Consider the following 19,635-nt stretch of genomic DNA (forward strand, 5'->3'; position numbering starts at 1 on the left):
TGTGTTGCTGCTGCTCAGGCTGCCTCGTGTCCTGCCGCGGTCTTGCCCATGCTCAGTGCCAGCTGCCGTACCCGGCGCCAATCAACCGGGGCCACGTCGCGCGGCACTCCGGGACGGTGCCGGGGCACGCGCACACGCAGGGCGCCGGCCGCGATGCGGCAGTGCACCGGGACGGACAGCGTCAGGGCCTCGCCGTCGACGCCGACCGGGATGGCGGGGGCGTCGGCCGCGACGACGACCTCGCGGGCGGTGACGGCGGTCAGGCCGCGGCCCTGCCCGCCGCGCAGCAGGAGCTCCGCCGCTTCGGCGGCGTTCGCGACGTCGATGCTCAGTACGCCCAGCTCTCCGGAGTCCAGGCGTTCCCGGCGCCCCAGCCCGGCCGAGTCTCCCCTCTGATAGGGGTTGTTGCTCACCAGGAGGGCCTGGGGGCCGTCCAGGGTCAGGGAATCGGCACGGACGTTCAGGCGAGAGCCGCTGTCCTCGGTCAGCAGCGCCGGCAGCATCTCCAGGATGGTGCGGATCTTGTCGTCGCGGTAGGCGGGACTCTGCACGACCTCCGCGTACACGCCGAACGAGGCGCTGTTGACGAAGACGCGTTCCCGGCCCGGGTCCGCCGCCCCGCCCCCGCGGATGACGCCGAGGTCGACGCGCAGTTCGACGCCGTCGGTCAGTGCCTGAAGGCATCGGGAGGGGTCCTGGCAGTCCAGGCCCAGGTCCATGGCGAAGTGGTTGCGCGTGCCGGCGCTGATCACCATGAACGGAATATTGTGCTCCACGGCCACGGCGGCGACCAGGGCGTGGGTGCCGTCGCCCCCGGCGACGCCCAGCAGGTCGGCCCCGTCTTCGACGGCCTGCCGCGCCAGTTCGGCCACGTCCTGACGGTGGGCCGGGTCCAGCACGACGACTTCGGCGCCCAGCTCCCTGGCCCGCTCCGCCAGGCGGAACTTCTCGACCCTTCCGCCGCCCGAGCGCGGATTCATGATCAGAAAGGGGCGTTCGGCCCTGATCCCGGAGCCCTCCGGTACCGGGCTGCCCGGCACGGTGTCCTCCGTGAGGGCGGCCCTGCCGGCGGAGACGGCCAGGGCCCACAGACCGAGCGAGAGCAGCACGACCCACAGCAGCCCGGCGACCGTGTACAGGACCAGGACGGCGAGCGGCGCGGCGACCATCAGCAGCACGGCCAGTGCTCTGGTGCGGCCGGTATGGGTGAGCATCCACCAGCCGCCCGCCGCCATGAGCGCCAGTCCCGCCCATGCCACCCCCATGAGCAGGAGGTTCGCGAGCCCTCCGAAGACCACCAGCACCACGAGCGCCGCCAGGCCCGAAGCCAGTGACAGCCGTGCGGCCCAACGCCGTCTCATGGGACCACCTCCGCCGCGTACGCCGGGTGCCGGACAGGAGTCGGGCACTCCTTCAGGCTACGGACGCGGCTCCCGCACGGCACGTCAACCGCGGCCTCCGACTCGGACGGCGTCCCCCGGACCCTGGGATCGGGGGGCGGCCACGGGCCCGGCTGCGCGCCGGAGGAGACGTGGTGGTCGGCCCGGAATTCTTCTGCAGGCCGGCTCACGGCCCTGGTGCGGCGGGTCGCTCAGCTCCCGGGGGCGGCCGTCTTCTTGGCAGCCGTCTTCCGGCTGGGTTTGGACGCCACGCTCTTTCGCCTCGCGGCGGTCGCTGTGCCCGTGACCGCCCGCGAGGGTGCTTTCCGGCTTGAGGTGGTCGGCCACTTGAACTCGATTTCCAGCTCGATCTGCCCGTCACCGATCTCGATCTCCACCTCGCTGCGGAGGCTGTCGGGGATCCGCAGGCTCAGCGTCCCGGCGCCGAGTTTCAGTTCGGCGTCTCCGCCTTCCCTCAGCGCGTTGGCGATCGCCGTGAGCTGGTCGGCCGCTTCAAGGCGTGACAGCGACCGCTTCTGCTCGAACTTGAGGTCCTTCATGCGGGTCTCCGATCTGGCATAAAGAGCGCATCACGATCAATTCTGAGGCCAAACACGGGATGGGACATCTTCACGGCGTGGCCCGTCCCTCACGATCTGGTAGACGCAGACGGCCAGGTAGGACAACACGATGACGAAGAAGGTCCACAGGGCGTTGCCCCAGCCGTTCGTCCCGCCGTCCCGGTGGGCGGCGGCGGTGTGCGCGGCAACCCCCCGTGCGCGGCGCCCGATGCGGTTCTAGGGTGGGAGCGAGGGCATACCGGCGCCGGCATGCACGGGCCCGGGCTTCCGGTGCTCCGCTCTCCGGTGCTCGCGAGGGCCGCCCTTCCGCCGGGCACGGGCACAGCTCGACCGCCGCGGCGGTTCGTCCCCCGGCCCCGTACCGCTCCCGGCCCGCAGAGCAGGGCGCCGTTCTCGTCTCGGGACCGTGCGGCCAGGCAGGAGTGCACCGATGTCCTACGTCTCCACCACTGCGATGCGCGCGGTACCCGACAGCACGCCCGAGGAGCGCGCGGCCCAGGGCAGGCAGGCCCGGCGCCATGCGCCTCGGTCGCAGCACGCCGCGTACCGGCCGCCCCCGGACAGGCCGGACCCCCTGACGATCCTTGAGGCGCAGTCCTCGGCGCGGGTGGCCGAGCTGGTGCCGATCCGCTACAGCAGGATGTCGGAATCTCCCTTCCGGTTCTACCGGGGAGCCGCCGCGATCATGGCGTCCGACCTGGCCGGCACCCCCGACTCGGGGATCACGGTCCAGCTGTGCGGGGACGCGCACCTGCTGAACTTCCGTCTGCTGGCCTCTCCCGAGCGGCGGCTCATGTTCGACATCAACGACTTCGACGAGACCCTTCCCGGTCCCTGGGAGTGGGATGTCAAACGGCTCGCGGCAAGCCTGGTCATCGCCGCACGGGCGAACGGCTTCGACGACTCCGAACGGGCACGCATCGTGGGTTCCGGCGTGCGCGCGTACCGCGAGGCGATGCGCGGCTTCGCCGGCATGGGCAACCTCGACGTCTGGTACGCGAGGATCGACGCGGAGGGCCTACAGGACCTCACTTCCAGTCAGCTCAATGAGCGCGGACGGCAGAAGCTGGCCGGCGCGATGGCGAAGGCGCGCACGCGTGACACCTTGCAGGCCTTCGGGAAACTCACGGAACTGGTCGGCGGACAGCCGAGGATAAAGGCGGACCCCCCGCTGCTGGTGCCGATCGCGGACCTCCTGCCCGATGTCGAGCGCAGCACGGTGGAGGAGCACCTGCGCCGACTGCTGGCCCGCTACGGGCAGACGATGTCGAGCGACCGGCGGGCTCTCCTGGAGGACTACCGGCTGGCGGACACGGCCCGCAAAGTGGTCGGTGTGGGCAGTGTCGGTACCCGCTGCTGGATCCTGCTGCTGCTCGGCCGCGACGGACGCGATCCGCTCTTCCTCCAGGCCAAGGAGGCCGATGTGTCCGTCCTCGCCGAGCACGTCGGGGCGAGCCGGTACCGCAACCAGGGCGAGCGGGTGGTGGCGGGACAGCGGCTGATGCAGGCGACCAGTGACACCTTCCTGGGCTGGGAGAAGCTGGAGGGCATGGACGGCAAGCAACGCGACTTCTACATCCGCCAGTTGCGCGACTGGAAGGGGATCGCCATGCCGGAGACGATGCCGCCGGGGCAGTTGACGGCCTTCGGAGAGGTGTGCGGCATCACCCTTGCCCGCGCCCACGCGCGGTCGGGCGACCGGATCGCGATCGCCTCCTACCTGGGCCGTGGTGAAACCTTCGACCGGGCGCTGGTCAGCTTCGCGGAGGCCTATGCCGACCAGAACGAACGCGACTACCAGGCCTTGGTCGAGGCGGTCCGGTCGGGCCGGCTGCCCGCTCGGGAACTGTCGGCGGCCTGACCGCGAGCGGGTGCCGGGCGGCGCCGAACGGCGGAGCGGGGTCCCGTCCGGTGGGGGCAGCACGGAGGCCAGCCCGACGGACACCAGCCGCCGCACCCCCGCGTGCGGCGGGGGCGGCGCCCGGGCGGCGCCCGGGAAGAACTCCCCGGGCGCCGCCTGGGCGTCGTCCCCCTGCGCGGGCTGGAGCGCGACGGGTTCGTGCTGCGGGAGGAGCCCGGCGGGTACGCCCGCACGCCGCTCGGCCGCGGCCTGCCGGGGCCGCTGGACACGGCGTGCGCGTGGAGGGGGGAGCGCCGGCCGCGGCGAGTCGCCGTTCGGCGGGTGGCCGAGGAGGCAGGGGCGCCGGCATCGGCCTAGAGCTGGGAGCGGAGTTCGGCGCCCAGGTTGCGGGACCAGCCGGCCAGTTCGGCGCGGTCGACGCCGTGGCCCAGGGTGTCGGCCTGGACGTCCGTCAGTTGCTGTGGGCCGGAGTCCTCCAGCAGGTGCGCGGCTTCCGCGAGCAGCCGGGCCAGCCGGCGCGCGTCGGTCGCGCTGAGCCGTACGGACACGGCCGGGTCGATGACGGACATGGCCGTCGCCTCCCTTCGGGCCTCCCGCGCGGGGGCTCCACCTTCGACCGTACGCCCCCGGCGACCGCGCCGCCGCTCAGGTTCCCGTGGCGAGGAAGGCCTCGACGCGCCGCGCGAAGCGGGCCGGGTCGTCGAGCCACGGGAAGTGCCCGGCGTCCGGCTGGACGGCGGGGGTCGCGTACGGGAAGAGCGCCGCGATCCGGGGCGCGTGGGCGGCCGGCGGGTTGCAGTCCACGCCGCCGACCAGGACCAGCACCCGCGCCCGCAGTTCGCGCAGGGCGGCGCGGGTGGCGGGCGGGTCGGAGGCCCCGGGGGTCGCGTAGGCGGCGGCCGCGGCTTCGTTCTGCTCGTGCGCGTTGGCGACGTGGCAGGCCCGGGCCCGCTCGTCCCAGCGGCCGTGGAACAGGGGCGCCGCCAGGTCCCACACCTCGTCCGTGTCGACTCCGGCGAGGATCTCCTCGTAGGCCCGGACGGCCTTGTCGTAGGGCGGCTCGCCCGCCCGCCGGGCGGCGGCCACCAGCTTGTCCGCCGTGGTCGGCTGGAGGTCGACGGCCCAGGAGGTCGGGGTGATCAGGGCGAGCCGGCGCACCCGCTCGGGGTGGGCGGCGGCGTAGAGCTGGGCGAGGGCGGCCCCGGCGGAGTGCGCGAGGAGGTCCAGGCGCTCCAGCCCCAGGTGGAGGCGGAGCGCCTCGACATCGGCGACCTGGTGGTCGACCCGGTAGGTGGCCGGGTCGGCCGGGACCTCGGAGTCGCCGGTGCCGCGCGGGTCGAGCAGGATCAACCGGCGTCCGGCGGACAGTCCGCCGAGGTCGCCGAGGTAGGCAGAGGACCGCATGGCGCCGCCCGGCAGGCAGACGAGCGGTTCGCCCTGCCCCTCCTCGTGGTAGGCGAGGCGGGTTCCGTCGTACGTGGTGAAGACAGGCATGCGGGCCATCCCATCAGACGATCACTCGTTCGAGTCATTGATTTACCGGGCGGGGTCCGGCAATGTACCGAATGAACGTTCGGTTGGGTTTGGACGCGTTGGATCGGTTCGATTTCGGTTCCCGATGGGGTGACGGCGATGGCGGCGTACGCGGATGTCCACGACGAGGGCGAGCGGCTCGGCCCCGACGAGCTGGCGGCGCTCCAGCTGCGTCGGCTGCGGGCGACGCTGCGGCGCGTCTACGAGCACGTCCCCTTCCACCGGCAGGCCTTCGACAAGGCGGGTGTCCATCCGGACGACTGCCGCTCCCTGGCCGATCTCGCCCTCTTCCCCTTCACCACCAAGGCGGACCTGCGCGAGCAGTACCCCTTCGGGATGTTCGCCGTGCCCCGCGAGGAGGTGCGCCGCCTCCACGCCTCCAGCGGCACCACCGGCCGGCCGACGGTGGTGGGCTACACCGAGGGGGACCTGTCCACCTGGGCGGACGTCGTGGCCCGGTCGATACGCGCGGCGGGCGGCCGGCCGGGCCAGATCGTCCACATCGCCTACGGGTACGGCCTCTTCACCGGCGGCCTCGGGGCCCACTACGGCGCGGAACGGCTCGGCTGCACGGTCGTGCCCGCCTCCGGGGGCATGACGGACCGCCAGGTCCGGCTGATCCAGGACTTCCGGCCCGAGGTCATCATGGTGACCCCCTCCTACATGCTCACCCTGCTGGACGAGATGGAGCGCCAGGGCATCGATCCGCGGTCGACCTCCCTGCGGACCGGGATCTTCGGGGCGGAGCCGTGGACCGAGGCGATGCGGCGGGAGATCGAGGACCGCCTCGGGATCGACGCGGTGGACATCTACGGGCTCTCGGAGGTGATGGGCCCCGGCGTGGCGCAGGAGTTCGCCTCCCACAAGGACGGGCTGCACGTCTGGGAGGACCACTTCTACCCCGAGGTGATCGATCCGCTGACCGGAGCGGTGCTGGCCGACGGGGAGCCCGGCGAGTTGGTGTTCACCTCCCTCACCAAGGAGGCCATGCCCGTCGTCCGCTACCGCACCCGCGACCTGACGCGGCTGCTGCCCGGGACCGCCCGGCCCGCGTTCCGTCGGATGGAGAAGGTGACGGGCCGCAGCGACGACATGATCATCCTGCGGGGGGTGAACCTCTATCCGACGCAGATCGAGGAGGTGCTGCTCCGCACCCCGGGGCTGGCCCCGCACTTCCAACTGCGGCTGACCCGGGAAGGCAGGCTGGACGCCCTCACCGTGCGGGTGGAGGCGCGCCGCGAGACCGGCCCCGCCCGTCGGGAGGCCGCCGCAGCCGAGGTGGTGCGGGCCGTGAAGGACTCCGTCGGGGTGTCGGTCGGGGTCGAGGTGGTGGAGCCGGAGAGCCTGGAGCGCTCGCTCGGCAAGATCAAGCGGGTCAAGGACCTCCGTCAGGCGCCGCAGGACGGTGCGGCGTGCTGACGGCCGGTTGAAACCACCCCTTCGGGCTCACTTCCGGCGGGCTTCCGGGAGGTGACGGGTCGGGCCGGGTAGGGGTGGGGGCGTGACCTCGACCCTGCGGCGGCTCCACGACCGGCTCCAGGGCTCCCCGGCCGGACTGGCGTGGAGCCGCGGCCGGGAGATCGAGCTGATGCACCGGGCGATGGGCTTCGCGGCCCTCGGCTTCCTCACCCTCGTGCCGCTCCTGGTGGTCGTGGCGGCCGCGGCCCCGGGCAGCGGTTCGGGCTTCGGCCGCTGGCTGGGCCAGGCCCTCGGGGTCACGGCCTCCTCCCGGGCCCGGGTCGAGATGCTGTTCGGGGCCGCCGACCTGGCACTGGAGCGGACGACGGCGTTCGGGCTCGCCGCCCTCGCCGTGTTCGGCCTGACCTTCGGCTCCGCCGTGCAGACCGGCTACGAGAAGGTGTGGGACCTGCCGACGGCCCGCTGGCACACCATGTGGCGGCACGTCGTCTGGCTGGCCATGCTGGTCTGCTACCTCGCCCTGCTCGTCGTGATCCCCGCCCCGTCCGACGACGCCATCGGCACGATGGCGGGCACCCTCGGCGATGTGGTCGGCACCTGCGGATTCTTCTGGACCTCGGGGCGGCTGCTGCTGGGCGGGCGGGTCCGCTGGCGGGCCCTGCTGCCCGGGGCGGTGGCCACCAGCGTGGGCCTGCTCGGCCTGCGCCTCTTCTCCCAGTTGGTCTTCTCCCCGCTGATCGCGTCGAACGCCGTCACCTACGGCCCCTTCGGCACCCTGCTGGTCGTCCAGTCCTGGCTGGTCGGCGTCGGCTTCGTGGTCTACGGCGGGGCGCTGGTGGGCCGCATGCTCCACGAACACCTCACCCTGCGCAGGCTCCAACGCTGCGGCTTGGTGCCCGTGGAGGACCCGCCCGGCGCGGACCCGGGCGGCGCGGAACCGCCCAGCGCGGACCCGCCCGGCGCGTGACCCGCCCGGCGCGTGACCCGCCCGGCGCGTGACCCGCCCGGCGCGTGACCCGGCCATTCGGATCAAGCAGTGGCCGACGCCGCCGGCGTGCCCGCGCAGGGGCGTTAGGCGTTCGTTAGGGGGCCGTTCGCGGGGGCCGGCAGTGTTCCGGTCGAGCGGTCGGCACGGCGCGCACCGGCCCCGAACCGGGGATCGCGCCGGCCGGCGGCTCGGATCCCGGCGACCCGCCGGGCTCCGACTTCTCGGTGGCGGCCGGACGCCGGGGTGGCGGCCGGACGCCGGGGTGGGGCCCGACCGCTCCCACCCCGACGCGCACGCCGGCCGGACCGGGTCCGGCCCGATGCCCGGCGGACCGTACGCCCGAGGGATGCGTACGGCCCGCCGCCGGGCGCCCACGGCGGCAGAAGTGTCGGCGGGCGGGTCGGTCGGAGCGTCAGCCGGCGGTGAAGCGGTCCCGCAGTTCGCGCTTGAGGATCTTGCCGCTCGCGTTGCGGGGCAGCGATTCCACGAAGAGCACCCGCTTGGGCGCCTTGAAGTGGGCGAGCCTCTCCCGGGCGTACGTCATCAGCTCCGCCTCCGTCACCTCCCCGCGCGGCACCACCACCGCCGTGACGGCCTCGATCCACCGCGCGTCGGGCAGTCCGACCACGGCCGCCTCCGCGACCCCGGGGTGGGCGTAGAGCACGTCCTCGACCTGCCGGGAGGCGACGAGGACCCCGCCCGAGTTGATGACGTCCTTCACCCGGTCGACGACGGTGAAGTACCCCTCGGGGTCGCGTACCGCGAGGTCCCCGGAGCGGAACCATCCGTCGCGGAAGGCCTTCTTCGTGGCCTCCGCGTCGTTCCAGTAGCCCAGGCACAGCTGCGGGGAGCGGTAGACGACCTCGCCCGCGGTGCCGTCGGGAACGTCCGCGCCGTCGGCGTCGACGACCTTGGCCTCCACGTGGCGCACCGGCCGACCGCAGGAGTCCATCCGGCCCTCGTGTTCGTCCGGTCCCAGGACCGTGGCCAGGGGGCCGATCTCGCTCTGCCCGAAGCAGTTGTGGAAGCGGATCCCGGGCAGCCGGGCGCGCAGCCGCTCCAGTACCGGGACCGGCATGATCGACGCGCCGTAGTACGCCTTGCGCAGCGCCCTCAGGTCCCGCGTGTCGAACTCGGGGTGGTTGGCGAGGGCGATCCAGACGGTCGGCGGCGCGAACAGGCTGTCGGCGAGGCCGGCTTCCACCAGGTCGAAGACGTCCCGGGCGACCGGCCCGTCCAGGATGGTGTTGCGCGCGCCCACCGCCAGGTAGGGCAGCAGGAACACGTGGGTCTGCGCCGAGTGGTAGAGCGGCAGCGAGTGGACGGGCAGGTCCTCCTCGGCCAGGTCCAGGGCGTCGATCGCGCTCTCGTACTCGTGCGCCAGGGCCCGGTGGGTCATCATCGCGCCCTTCGGCAGGGCGGTGGTGCCGGAGGTGTAGAGCAGTTGGACGAGGGCGTCCGGGTCCTCGGACGGCTCGTACGGGACGGACCCCGCCGCTCCCGCCGGCCGCGTCGACCCCGTCGGTTCCGTCAGTTCCGTCAGCTCCGTCAGGAAGGCATCGGGCGCGTCGCGCAGCGGTCGTACGACGTGCCCGTCCGGGACCCGGGGCGCCAGGTCGGGATCGGCGAGGACGAGGGCGCTGTCACAGTCGCCGAGGATGTGCGCGAGGTCCTCGCCGGTGAGGTTCTGGTTGACGGGGACGTGGACGAGTCCGGCCCGGGCGCAGGCCAGGAAGGCGATCAGGTAGGCGTCGCTGTTGTGCGCGAAGGTCGCGACCCGGTCCCCGGCGAGCAGTCCGTGGCCCTCGCGGAGCACGGAGGCACCGGCGGAGACCGCCGCGTCGAGTTCGGCGTACGTCCAGGTCCGGTCGCGGTACCGGACGGCGGGCCGGTCGGGCACCCGTCGGGCGCTGCCGCGCAGGAGTCCGTCGACCGTCTGGTGCCGCACTGCCGTCATGGCGCGATCCTCGCCCCGGCGCGCCGCCGGGGTCAAGATCGGTGCGCCGACCGGGTGCGCTTCGGGGCCGTCGACCGTGTCCGAGGGGCTGTTGACAGGGCGCCGGGTGGCTGCGTGAGTGTGGGGGCACGCAGCAACCGGCCGTTTCCCGGGCGAAGGGGCCCGTGGATCGGGCTACTTGGGAGGTACGTTGCTCTTATCCGATGGCCGCCGCCGCACCCGCGCGCTCCTGCGCAGGTTCGCGCTCACCGGCGCCGCCCTGCTCGCCGCGACCGCCGCGACGCCGGGGGCCGACGCCGCCGCGGCCCCCGATCCGGGCGTCGCCCCGTCCGGCGGCGGTCTGTCCGCCGTCATCCGCTACACCGAGTACGGCGTTCCGCACATCCTGGCCCGGGACTACGCGAACCTCGGGTTCGGCACCGGCTGGGCCCAGGCCGCCGACCAGGTCTGTGTGCTGGCCGACGGGTTCCTGACGGTCTCCGGGGAGCGCTCGCGCTGGTTCGGGCCGCAGGCCGTGACCGACCTCTCGCTCTCCTCGGCGGCCACCAACCTGTCCAGCGACCTGTACTTCAAGGGCGTACGGGAGGCCGGGACGGTGGAGAAACTGCTCGCCGCGCCCGCCCCGGCCGGCCCCTCGAAGGACGTCCGGGAGCTGATGCGGGGCTGGGCGGCCGGGTACAACGCCTGGATCGCCCAGAACCGGGTCACCGACCCCACCTGCGCGGGCGCCGGCTGGGTGCGTCCGGTGACCGCGACCGACGTGGCCGCGCGGGGGTACGCGGTCTCGGTGCTCGGCGGTGAGGGCCGCGGGGTCGACGGCATCACGGCGGCCGCGCCGCCGGGCCGCCCCACCGCCGGAGCCGGTGCCACCCCCGGAGCCGGCTCCGCCGATCCCGATCCCGATCCGGGGAAGGCCGCCGAGGCGGCGCGGCAGTTGTTCGACACCGGCCGCTACGACATGGGCTCCAACGCGGTGGCCTTCGCGGGGTCGGCCACGGCGAACGGCAAGGGCCTCCTCCTGGGCAATCCGCACTACCCCTGGCAGGGCGGGCGCCGGTTCTGGCAGTCGCAGCAGTCCATCCCGGGCGAGCTGAACGTCTCGGGCGGCTCGCTCCTGGGCACCGTCGCGGTGAACATCGGCTTCAACGAGAAGGTGGCCTGGAGCCACACGGTGGCCACCGGCACCCCGATCAACCTGCACCAACTGGCGCTGGAACCGGCCGATCCCACCGCCTACCTGGTCGACGGCAGGCCGGAACGGATGACGGAGCGGAAGGTCTCCGTCCCGGTGTCCGGCGGGGGCACGGTCGTGCGGAGCCAGTGGTGGACCCGGTACGGGCCGGTGGTCTCGAACCTCGGAGCGGGGCTTCCGCTGCCGTGGACCGCCGCCACCGCCTACGCCCTCAACGACCCCAACGCGGCCAACCTGCGCGCCTCGGACTCGGCCCTCGCGATGGGCAGGGCCCGCTCGGTCGCCGGGGTCCAGGACGCCCTGAAGCGGACGCAGGGCCTGCCCTGGGTCAACACGGTGGCCGCCGACGCGGCGGGCGGCACCCTCTTCACCCAGTCCCAGGTCCTGCCCCGGATCACCGACGAGCTGGTCGCGCGGTGTTCCACGCCGCTCGGCCGGGCCACGTACCCGACCTCCGGTCTGGCCGTGCTGGACGGGGCGCGGGGGGACTGCGCGCTCGGCTCGGACCCGGACGCGGTGCAGCCCGGGGTGTTCGGCCCGGGGAAGGCGCCGACGCTGCGGGACGCCGCGTACGCCGAGAACTCCAACGACAGCGCCTGGCTGGCCAACGGGGACCGGCCCCTGACCGGCTACGAGCGGATCTGGGGCACGGTGGACACCCCGCGTTCGGCGCGCACCCGCGGGGCGCTGGAGGACGTGTCGGCGATGGCCGCGCGCGGCGGCCTGACCGTACGCGACCTGGAACGCCAGCAGTACGCGAACCGGGTTCCGGTCGGTGACCTGGCGGCGGCCGATTCCGCGAAGGCCTGTGCGGAGCTGCCCGGCGGTTCGGCGACCGGCGGCGGGGGCGCCCCGGTGGACGTGTCGGCGGCCTGCGCGGTCCTGGCGGACTGGGACCGCACGGCCGATTCCGCCAGCCGTGGCGCGCTGTTGTTCGACCGGTTCTGGCGCAGGTTGACCGCCTCGACCCCGGCCAAGGACCTGTGGCTGGTGCCGTTCTCGCCGACGGACCCGGTCCACACCCCTCGTACGCTCAACCGGGCGGCGCCCGGGATCGAGCGGGCGCTGGCGGACGCGGTGGCCGAGCTGCGGACGGCGGGGATCGCGTTGGACGCCCCGTTGGGCGAGCACCAGTTCGTGGTACGCGGCGGGGAGAGGCTGCCGGTGGGCGGCGGCACGGAGGCGCTCGGCGTCTGGAACAAGATCGAGGCTCCCTGGGACGCGGCGGCCGGCGGCTACCCGGAGGTCGTGCACGGCTCCAGCCACATGCAGGCCGTCGGCTGGGACGGGGGCCGCTGCCCGGTGGCGCGCACGGTGTTGACGTACGGGCAGTCCTCGAACCCGGACTCGCCCTTCCACGCCGACCAGACCCGGCTGTTCTCCCAGGAGCGGTGGGTGACCTCGCGGTTCTGCGAGCGGGACATCCTGACCTCGCCCCGGCTGAAGGTGGTGTGGCCGCGCGAGAGGCGCTGACGACGGACCGGCCCCCTCCCGCGTACGGGAGGGGGCCGGTCGGCTCGCCCGGTGCGCGGGGTCTCGGCGCCACGGGGCCACGCGGCTACGGGGCTACGGGCTGACGGCCAGGAACAGGTACGCGGCCAGCAGCACGATGTGCACCCCGCCCTGGAGGAGGGTGGCGCGGCCGGGTGCGAGGGTGAGGGCGCTGACCACCACGGTGAGCGCGAGCAGCACCATGTGGATCGCCCCGAGGCCGAGGAGCAGCGGCCCGGTGAGCCAGATGGAGGCCAGCGCGATGGCGGGGATGGTCAGGCCGATGCTGGCGATGGCGGAGCCGTAGGCCAGGTTGAGGCTGGTCTGGACGCGGTCGCGGCGGGCGGCGCGGACCGCGGCGAGGGTCTCGGGCGCCAGGACGAGCAGGGCGATGATCACACCGACGACGGCGTTGGGCAGTCCGGCCTCGGCCACGCCCTTCTCGATGGTCGGGGAGACGGCCTTGGCGTCGCCGACCACCGCCACGAGGGCGACCATGAGCAGCCCGAGGCTGACGAGGGCGGCCCGGGAGGTGGGCGGATCCGCGTGGGAGTCGTCCTCGCCGGCGGGGCGGGCGGCCTCGGCGGGGCGGGCGACTTCGGCGGGTCCGGTGGTCCCGGCGGGTCGGGCGGTCCCGGCGGCGGGGCTCGTGTCCACGGGCAGGAAGTAGTCCCGGTGGCGGACGGTCTGGACCGCGATGAACAGCCCGTAGATGGCGAGCGAGGCGCAGGCGGCGAAGGTGAGCTGCGCGCTGGAGAACTCCGGTCCGGGCTTGCTGGTGGTGAAGGTCGGGAGCACCAGGCTGAGGACGGCGAGGGTGGCGACCGTGGCGAGGGCCGCGCCGGAGCCCTCGGCGTTGAAGACGGCGACCCGGTTGCGCAGGGCGCCCACGAGCAGCGAGATGCCGACGATCCCGTTGCAGGTGATCATGACCGCCGCGAAGACGGTGTCGCGGGCCAGGGAGGCGGTCTTGTCCCCGCCGTCGGCCATCAGGGTGATGATGAGGGCGACTTCGATGACGGTGACCGCGACGGCGAGGACGAGCGAGCCGAAGGGTTCGCCGACCCGGTGGGCGACCACCTCGGCGTGGTGGACGGCGGCGAGCACCGCCCCCGCGAGACAGAGGGAGACGAGGACCACCGCGAGTGCGGGCAGGTCGCGTCCCCAGCTGAGGGCGAGCGCGACGAGCGCCACCACGGGGACCACGATGGTCCAGTCGGTCAGGGGTGATCTGCGCGTTGCCGTACTCATATCAGCCAACTTGCCAGAAGTGTCCCCCCGGTGCGGTGCACGGCACGCCTCCGGGTCGCCGACGTGGCACTTCTCACGCCGGCCCCGGGCGTGGCGGGGCTCCGCGGGGTGCCGCGCGGTCGGCGGCGGCCGCGTGTGGACCCCGGATCGGCCGAAGAGCTGCCGAGGCGGAACTCCTGGTCGTCGGCCGCGGCGTCGGTGGACGGCCGCGGGGCCGTGGCGACAGCGCATACCGCCCGCTCGGCGGTACCAGGGGCATTCCATCGCCCACGGGCCCGGGGTACCGGTCACCAACGGCACGGACTTCCCGGGGACCGGCGGCTCCTGGACCTCGACGCGCGAGGTGACCTGTGTGGGCGAGCCCGTCGTGGCGGCTCCCAGGCTCTCCCTCGACCGCTACCTCAAGGGCACCCGTGACCGCCTGAGCAGCGTGTGGCACGTCCCGGACGGCTGCGCGCGCGAGGGCGGCCTCGGCCTGCTGTACACGGCGCCGACCGAGGGCACGCACCCGCTCTACCTGTGCGTGGTGCGCGGGGACAACTTCATCTCGACGGAGGTCGGTTGCGAGGGCCAGGCCTACGTCACCCGGCTGGGCTGGATCCACGCCTACCCGCCGGCCGGGGTGGGCAGCGTGCCCGTGTACCGGTGCCTGGTGAACGGCGGCCGGGAGTTCTTCGAGTCGAACACGGCCGACTGCGAGGTCCGGATCGTCGGCGGCCCGCCGGGTTGGGCCGTCACGGCCTGACCGGTCGTACGGGTACCGGCCCCCGTGCGGGCGGGCCGGTACCCCTGACGGCGTCACACCGCGCGGGCGCGGCCCTCCCAGTAGGGGTCGCGCAGGCGGCGCTTGTACAGCTTGCCGTTCGGGTCGCGCGGCATCGTCTCGATGAAGTCGACGGACTTGGGGCGCTTGTAGCCCGCGAGCTGCCGTTCGCAGTGGTGGAGGATCTCGGCGGCCAGCGCCTCCCCCGCCTCGAAGCCCTCGGCGGGCTCGATGACGGCCTTGACCTCCTCGCCCCAGGAGTCGTGCGGGATGCCGAAGGCCGCGGCGTCGGCGACCGCCGGGTGGGTGAGCAGGGCGGACTCGATCTCGGCCGGGTAGATGTTCACCCCGCCGGAGATGATCATGTCGATCTTGCGGTCGCGGAGGAAGAGGTAGCCCTCCTCGTCGAGGATCCCGAGGTCGCCGACGGTGAAGAAGTCACCGATGCGGTTCTTCCTCGTCTTGCCCTCGTCCTTGTGGTAGCTGAAGCCACCGGTGTTCATCTTGATGTAGACGGTGCCGAGTTCGCCGGGGGCCAGCCGCTCGCCGTCGTCGTCGAAGACGGCCAGTTCGCTGATCGGCCAGGCCTTGCCGACGGTGCCGGGCTTCTTGAGCCAGTCCTCGGCCGTGGCGAAGGCCCCGCCGCCCTCGCTGGCCGCGTAGTACTCCTCCACGCAGCGACCCCACCAGTCGATCATCGCCCGCTTGACGTGGTCGGGGCAGGGGGCGGCGCCGTGGATGGCGTGCCGCATGGAGGAGACGTCGTAGGCGTCCTTGACCTGTTGCGGGAGGGCGAGGAGGCGGTGGAACTGGGTGGGGACCATGTGGGTGTGGGTGCAGGAGTGCCGGTCGATGAGCCGGAGCATGTCCTCGGGGTCCCACTTGTCCATCAGCACCAACGGGTGCCCGATGTGCAGGGACGCGCCGGCGAACTGGAGCACGGCCGTGTGGTACAGCGGCGAGCAGACCAGGTGCACGTTGCCGTCGAAGGCACGGATGCCGAAGATCCCGAGGAAGCCGCCGAGGTACGTCTCCTCGGGGAGCCTGCCGGGCAGCGGGCGGCGGATCCCGCGCGGGCGGCCGGTGGTGCCGGAGGTGTAGTTCATGACCCAGCCGAGGGTGCGGTCCCGCGGGGGCGCGTCCGGCCGGCCCTCCAGGAGGTCGGCGTACGGGCGGAAGCCGGGCACGGCCCCGACGGCGTAGCGACGGTCGGCGGGCAGGTCCGCCTCGTCGGCGGCGGAGGTCGCGGCGGCGCCGAACCGCTCGTGCGCGATGAGCACCTTGGCCCCGGAGTCGGCGACGATCCAGGCGATCTCGGGGCCGACCAGGTGGTGGTTGACGGGGACGAGGTAGAAGCCGGCCTGGGAGGCGGCGAGGTAGGCCGTGAGGAACTCGACGCCGTTGGGGAGGACCACGGCGAAGACGTCGCCGCGCTCCAGCCCGGCGGCGCGCAGCCCGTGGACGAGGCGGTTGACGTCGGCGTGCAGGCGTCCGGCGGACCACTCCTCGCCGTCGGGGGCCACCAGGACGATCCGGTCGGGTTCGGCGGTGGCCTGCGCCCAGAAGCCGTTGGGGGGCTGGGCCTGCGGGTCTGTCATGGCGGTCGGGCTCCTCTCGGTGGCGGGGTGTGGGGGACGCCTCGGGGCGTGGACACCCTCAGGCGGTGGACGCCTCGGGCGGTCCGCCTCCGGCCGTGGACGTCTCAGGCCCGGCCGGCGATGCGGTTGACGCGGTCGATGGCGCGCTCGAAGCCGGCGGTCAGTTCGTCGAAGACGGCCTGGACGCCGCGTTCGGAGTTCATCCGGCCGACGATCTGCCCGACGGGGGTGCCCAGCAGCGGCTGGACCTCGTACTTCTGGATCCGGGAGACCGCCTCGGCGACGAGGAGCCCCTGGAGCGGCATGGGGAGCGCGCCGGGGCCCTCCGGGTCGTCCCAGGCGTCGGTCCACTCGGTGCGCAGTTGGCGGGCGGGCTTGCCGGTCAGCGCACGGGAGCGGACGGTGTCGCCGGAGCCGGCCGCGAGGAGCTTCTCGGTGAGGGCCCGGGAGTGCAGGTCGGCCTCAGTGGTGGTGAGCCAGAGGGAGCCGAGCCAGGCCCCCTGGGCGCCGAGGGCGAGGCCCGCGGCGATCTGCTCGCCGCTGCCGATGCCGCCGGCGGCGAGGACCGGGAGCGGGGCGACGGCCTCGACGATCTCGGGGACCAGGACCATGGTGGCGATGTCCCCGGTGTGGCCGCCCGCCTCGTAGCCCTGGGCGACGACGACGTCGATGCCGGCCTCGGCGTGCCGGCGGGCGTGCTTGGCGCTGCCGGCGAGGGCGGCGACGAGCACGCCGTGGTCGTGGGCGCGGGCGATGACGTCGGCGGGCGGGGAACCCAGCGCGTTCGCCAGGAGTTTGACGGGGTAGTCGAAGGCGACGTCGAGCTGGTTGCGGGCCACCTGTTCCATCCACCCGGTGATCCGCCAGCCCGAGGCCTCGCCCTCGGCCAGTTCGGGTACGTGGTGCTTGGCCAGGGTGTCGCGGACGAAGGCGCGGTGTGCCGCCGGGATCATCGCCTCGATGTCGGCCTCACTGACCCCGTCCACGGCCTTCTTGGCGGGCATGACCACGTCGAGGCCGTAGGGCTTGCCGTCGGTGTGGGCCTGCATCCAGTCCAGATCGCGCCTGAGGTCGTCCGGAGCGGTGTAGCGGACGGCTCCGAGGACACCGAATCCACCCGCGCGGGTGATGGCCGCGGCGACCGCCGGGAAGGGCGTGAAGCCGAAGATGGCGTGCTCGACTCCCAGTTTCTTGCTCAGCTCCGTCTCCATGGCGGTGAGGATGCCGCAGGGCGGCGGCCGAGGGAAGAGATTTTCTGATGCTGTGTCAGATTCTTTGACGGCCGGTCGGTGCGAAGGGTGTGCGGCGGGCGGGCAGATAGCCAGTAGCGTGCGCGGGCAGAACAGGAGGGCCGGACATGGGCGGTTCGGGTACGGGAACACGGGCGGTCGCGAGCGGTGGCGGGCCGAGCCGCAGACGGCTCGGGGCGCGCCTGCTGGCGTTGGGCGGGGTGCTCGTCCTGCACGCCGCGCTGCCCGGGCAGGGCGCGGGGGCGGCGCCCGGCGGCGCGGCCGAACGGCGGGCCCTGCAGGGGCTGCGCCTGCGGTACGGCTCCGCACGGCAGGCGGGGTTGCTGGAGCGGCACCTGGAGGGGGTCGCGGACGAGGCCCGGCGCTTCCTGGGCCCCTCCCCCGAACACCCCTACTACGCGGGGGCCGTGGTCCTCGCCGGCCGGGGCCGCACGGTCGCCCTGCACCGGGCGATGGGCGACGCGGTGCGGTACTCGGACTTCGACGGGCACACCGGGCGGCCCAGCGAGTACCCGGCGGCGGAGCGGATCGCGATGGCCGAGGACACCGTCTTCGACCTGGCCTCCCTGAGCAAGTTGTTCACCTCCATCCTGGCCGTGCAGCAGATGGAGCGGGGCCGCCTGGAGCTGGAGGCGCCGGTCCGCCGGTACCTGCCGGAGTTCACCGGAGGGGGCAAGGAGGTCGTCACCGTACGGCAGTTGCTCACGCACACCTCGGGGCTGCGCTCCTGGGCCCCCTTCTACCAGGAGTCCACCCGGGAGGGGCAGCTGAGGCTCCTGTGGTCGGTGCGGCCACAGGACACGCCGGGGACGGTGTACCGGTACTCGGACCTCAACCTCATCGCGCTCCAACTGCTCCTGGAACGGATCACCGGCCGCACGCTGGACGTGCTGCTCCACGACGAGATCACCGCTCCGCTCGGGATGCACCGCACGCGCTACAACCCCCCGCTGTCCTGGCGGCGGGTCACGGCCGCCACCGAGGTGCAGCGCCCGCCCTGGTCGGGCCTGGACCGGGGGCTCGTCTGGGGGGAGGTCCACGACGAGAACGCGTACGCCCTCGGCGGGATCGCGGGCCACGCCGGGGTCTTCGGCACCGCCTGGGACCTGGCCGTCCTCTCCCGCGCCCTGCTCGACGGCGGGGCCTACGCGGGCCGGCGCATCCTGCGCCCCGCCTCCGTCGAGCTGCTCTTCACCGACTACAACACCGCCTTCCCGGGTGACGACCACGGCCTGGGCTTCGAGCTCTACCAGCACTGGTACATGGGCGCCATGGCCACCCCGCACTCCGCCGGGCACACCGGCTTCACCGGCACCTCCCTGGTCCTGGACCCCTCCACCGACTCCTTCCTCGTCCTCCTCGGCAACTCCGTCCACCCCGTGCGGACCTGGCGGGCCGGCAGTGCGCCCCGGGTGGCGACCGGCAACCGCTTCGCGCGGGCCGTGCCCGTCCGCACCCGGCACGGCGGCCCGGCCTGGTACTCCGGGATGGAGACGGGCGGCTCCGGCACCCTGACCCTCCCGCCGCTCACCCCGACCACGGCGCGGGCCGGACTGCGGTGCGCCGTGTGGTGGGACACCGTTCCCGGGGCGGGCGCCTTCCACCTGGAGGCCTCCGCCGACGGGCTGACCTGGGAGCCCCTCCCCTTCACCACCGTCCGCACCACCGGCGGGACCCCGGAGTCCTGGCCGCAGGGCAGCGCGGGCGGCTGGTCGGGCCGGGTCTGGCACCGCCTGGAGGCCCCGCTCACCACCTGGGCGGGGCGCGAGGTCAGACTCCGCTTCCGGCACTCCGCGACGGGACGTTACGTGGGGCGGGGCGTCTACGTGGACGTCCTGCGGGTGGCCGAACCGGCCCGCCTCCTGTTCGCCGAGGACCGGCCGCGGGACGCCGCCCGCATCGAGTCGACGGGCTGGTCCCGCTCGACGGACTGACGGCGCCCGGCGGGCGCGGACGCGGGCGACCGGCAGGCGCGGCCCGGTCGGTCAGCCCCGGACCAGGCAGAAGGGGTGGCCCGCCGGGTCGGCGAAGACCCGCCAGTCGCGGCCGGGCGGCCCCTGTTCGAGGAGGACGGCGCCCCGGGCCAGGACCTCCTCCTGGCCCCGGTCGAGGTCCGGGACGGCGAGGTCCAGGTGGAACTGCTGCGGGCGCCGCGGGTCGGGCCAGGTCGGCGCGAGGTGCCCGGGAGCCGCCTGGAAGGCGAGCACCTGCCCGCTCGGCAGGTGGAGGGTGACCCACTCCTCGTCCACCGACCAGCGCGGGTCCGGCCGGTCGACCTCCCCGCCCAACAGGTCCGCGTAGAACGCGGCGAGCCGCAGCGGCTCCGGGCAGTCGAGCACCACGCACTGGAGTTCGGCGATCATGCCGGGAGC

15 protein-coding genes are annotated in these 19,635 nt (G+C 73.7%); 6 read left to right on the forward strand and 9 right to left on the reverse strand.

Annotation, left to right across the window (positions count from 1 at the left end):
• Positions 1 to 14 precede the first annotated feature (14 nt).
• Entirely contained in the window at positions 15 to 1,361 is a 1,347-nt protein-coding gene (locus tag ACIOD1_RS11855; protein WP_401901762.1) for a diacylglycerol kinase family protein, read from the reverse strand.
• A gap of 230 nt (positions 1,362 to 1,591) precedes the next feature.
• Positions 1,592 to 1,939 (reverse strand): amphi-Trp domain-containing protein, encoded by a 348-nt coding sequence (locus ACIOD1_RS11860; RefSeq protein ID WP_401901764.1) that lies wholly within the window; start codon positions 1,937 to 1,939, stop codon positions 1,592 to 1,594.
• A 451-nt stretch (positions 1,940 to 2,390) separates the two neighbouring features.
• Here ACIOD1_RS11860 and ACIOD1_RS11865 point away from each other — a divergent pair, with 451 nt between their 5' ends.
• The gene (locus ACIOD1_RS11865) at positions 2,391 to 3,821 is read left to right on the forward strand and encodes a DUF2252 domain-containing protein (protein WP_401901765.1); all 1,431 of its coding nucleotides are present in this window, start codon (positions 2,391 to 2,393) and stop codon (positions 3,819 to 3,821) included.
• A 353-nt stretch (positions 3,822 to 4,174) separates the two neighbouring features.
• Here the strand turns inward: ACIOD1_RS11865 and ACIOD1_RS11870 are convergent, their stop codons facing one another.
• Entirely contained in the window at positions 4,175 to 4,390 is a 216-nt protein-coding gene (locus ACIOD1_RS11870) for a hypothetical protein (RefSeq protein WP_365611887.1), read from the reverse strand.
• Between the two features lie 76 nt (positions 4,391 to 4,466).
• Entirely contained in the window at positions 4,467 to 5,315 is an 849-nt protein-coding gene (locus ACIOD1_RS11875) for an alpha/beta fold hydrolase (protein ID WP_401901767.1), read from the reverse strand.
• Between the two features lie 138 nt (positions 5,316 to 5,453).
• On the opposite strand from ACIOD1_RS11875, the gene paaK reads away from it, so the two are divergent.
• Entirely contained in the window at positions 5,454 to 6,773 is a 1,320-nt protein-coding gene (paaK, locus tag ACIOD1_RS11880; protein WP_365611881.1) for a phenylacetate--CoA ligase PaaK, read from the forward strand.
• 82 nt (positions 6,774 to 6,855) lie between these two features.
• Positions 6,856 to 7,740 carry a YhjD/YihY/BrkB family envelope integrity protein gene (locus ACIOD1_RS11885; RefSeq protein WP_365611878.1) on the forward strand — a complete coding sequence of 295 codons (885 nt, stop codon included), beginning with the start codon at positions 6,856 to 6,858 and terminating at the stop codon, positions 7,738 to 7,740.
• Positions 7,741 to 8,173: 433 nt separating this feature from the next.
• Here ACIOD1_RS11885 and ACIOD1_RS11890 read toward each other — a convergent pair whose 3' ends face one another.
• Positions 8,174 to 9,718 carry a fatty acyl-CoA synthetase gene (locus tag ACIOD1_RS11890; protein ID WP_401901769.1) on the reverse strand — a complete coding sequence of 515 codons (1,545 nt, stop codon included), beginning with the start codon at positions 9,716 to 9,718 and terminating at the stop codon, positions 8,174 to 8,176.
• Positions 9,719 to 9,908: 190 nt separating this feature from the next.
• Between ACIOD1_RS11890 and ACIOD1_RS11895 the strand changes: the two genes are divergently transcribed.
• Entirely contained in the window at positions 9,909 to 12,383 is a 2,475-nt protein-coding gene (locus ACIOD1_RS11895) for a penicillin acylase family protein (protein ID WP_401901771.1), read from the forward strand.
• 93 nt (positions 12,384 to 12,476) lie between these two features.
• On the opposite strand, the gene ACIOD1_RS11900 is transcribed toward ACIOD1_RS11895, so the two are convergent.
• Positions 12,477 to 13,652: an ionic transporter y4hA gene (locus ACIOD1_RS11900; RefSeq protein ID WP_365611872.1), complete on the reverse strand. Its 1,176-nt coding sequence runs from the start codon at positions 13,650 to 13,652 to the stop codon at positions 12,477 to 12,479.
• 352 nt (positions 13,653 to 14,004) lie between these two features.
• Here ACIOD1_RS11900 and ACIOD1_RS11905 point away from each other — a divergent pair, with 352 nt between their 5' ends.
• Positions 14,005 to 14,397, forward strand: coding sequence for a hypothetical protein (locus tag ACIOD1_RS11905; RefSeq protein ID WP_401901772.1), 393 nt, complete (start codon positions 14,005 to 14,007; stop codon positions 14,395 to 14,397).
• A gap of 53 nt (positions 14,398 to 14,450) precedes the next feature.
• Here ACIOD1_RS11905 and ACIOD1_RS11910 read toward each other — a convergent pair whose 3' ends face one another.
• Together ACIOD1_RS11910 and ACIOD1_RS11915 are read right to left on the reverse strand one after the other, a co-directional pair.
• Entirely contained in the window at positions 14,451 to 16,013 is a 1,563-nt protein-coding gene (locus ACIOD1_RS11910) for an acyl-CoA synthetase (protein ID WP_365611867.1), read from the reverse strand.
• Between the two features lie 104 nt (positions 16,014 to 16,117).
• Positions 16,118 to 17,224 carry a nitronate monooxygenase family protein gene (locus ACIOD1_RS11915; protein ID WP_365611864.1) on the reverse strand — a complete coding sequence of 369 codons (1,107 nt, stop codon included), beginning with the start codon at positions 17,222 to 17,224 and terminating at the stop codon, positions 16,118 to 16,120.
• 146 nt (positions 17,225 to 17,370) lie between these two features.
• Between ACIOD1_RS11915 and ACIOD1_RS11920 the strand changes: the two genes are divergently transcribed.
• Complete coding sequence (locus ACIOD1_RS11920; RefSeq protein WP_401901773.1) at positions 17,371 to 19,197, forward strand: serine hydrolase; 1,827 nt, start codon at positions 17,371 to 17,373, stop codon at positions 19,195 to 19,197.
• Between the two features lie 51 nt (positions 19,198 to 19,248).
• Here ACIOD1_RS11920 and ACIOD1_RS11925 read toward each other — a convergent pair whose 3' ends face one another.
• Positions 19,249 to 19,626: a VOC family protein gene (locus tag ACIOD1_RS11925; RefSeq protein WP_365611858.1), complete on the reverse strand. Its 378-nt coding sequence runs from the start codon at positions 19,624 to 19,626 to the stop codon at positions 19,249 to 19,251.
• Positions 19,627 to 19,635 lie beyond the last annotated feature (9 nt).

The organism is Streptomyces sp. NPDC088097 (assembly GCF_044741845.1).
GTDB lineage: Bacteria > Actinomycetota > Actinomycetes > Streptomycetales > Streptomycetaceae > Streptomyces.

Bases quoted from the DNA above. Each gene is read 5' to 3' on its own strand.
- ACIOD1_RS11890 (WP_401901769.1), bottom strand. From the start codon at position 9,718: ATGACGGCAGTGCGGCACCAGACGGTCGACGGACTCCTGCGCGGCAGC.
- ACIOD1_RS11910 (WP_365611867.1), bottom strand. From the start codon at position 16,013: ATGACAGACCCGCAGGCCCAGCCCCCCAACGGCTTCTGGGCGCAGGCC.
- ACIOD1_RS11875 (WP_401901767.1), bottom strand. From the start codon at position 5,315: ATGCCTGTCTTCACCACGTACGACGGAACCCGCCTCGCCTACCACGAG.
- ACIOD1_RS11860 (WP_401901764.1), bottom strand. From the start codon at position 1,939: ATGAAGGACCTCAAGTTCGAGCAGAAGCGGTCGCTGTCACGCCTTGAA.
- ACIOD1_RS11920 (WP_401901773.1), top strand. From the start codon at position 17,371: ATGGGCGGTTCGGGTACGGGAACACGGGCGGTCGCGAGCGGTGGCGGG.
- ACIOD1_RS11915 (WP_365611864.1), bottom strand. From the start codon at position 17,224: ATGGAGACGGAGCTGAGCAAGAAACTGGGAGTCGAGCACGCCATCTTC.
- ACIOD1_RS11900 (WP_365611872.1), bottom strand. From the start codon at position 13,652: ATGAGTACGGCAACGCGCAGATCACCCCTGACCGACTGGACCATCGTG.
- ACIOD1_RS11870 (WP_365611887.1), bottom strand. From the start codon at position 4,390: ATGTCCGTCATCGACCCGGCCGTGTCCGTACGGCTCAGCGCGACCGAC.
- ACIOD1_RS11925 (WP_365611858.1), bottom strand. From the start codon at position 19,626: ATGATCGCCGAACTCCAGTGCGTGGTGCTCGACTGCCCGGAGCCGCTG.
- ACIOD1_RS11855 (WP_401901762.1), bottom strand. From the start codon at position 1,361: ATGAGACGGCGTTGGGCCGCACGGCTGTCACTGGCTTCGGGCCTGGCG.
- paaK (WP_365611881.1), top strand. From the start codon at position 5,454: ATGGCGGCGTACGCGGATGTCCACGACGAGGGCGAGCGGCTCGGCCCC.
- ACIOD1_RS11865 (WP_401901765.1), top strand. From the start codon at position 2,391: ATGTCCTACGTCTCCACCACTGCGATGCGCGCGGTACCCGACAGCACG.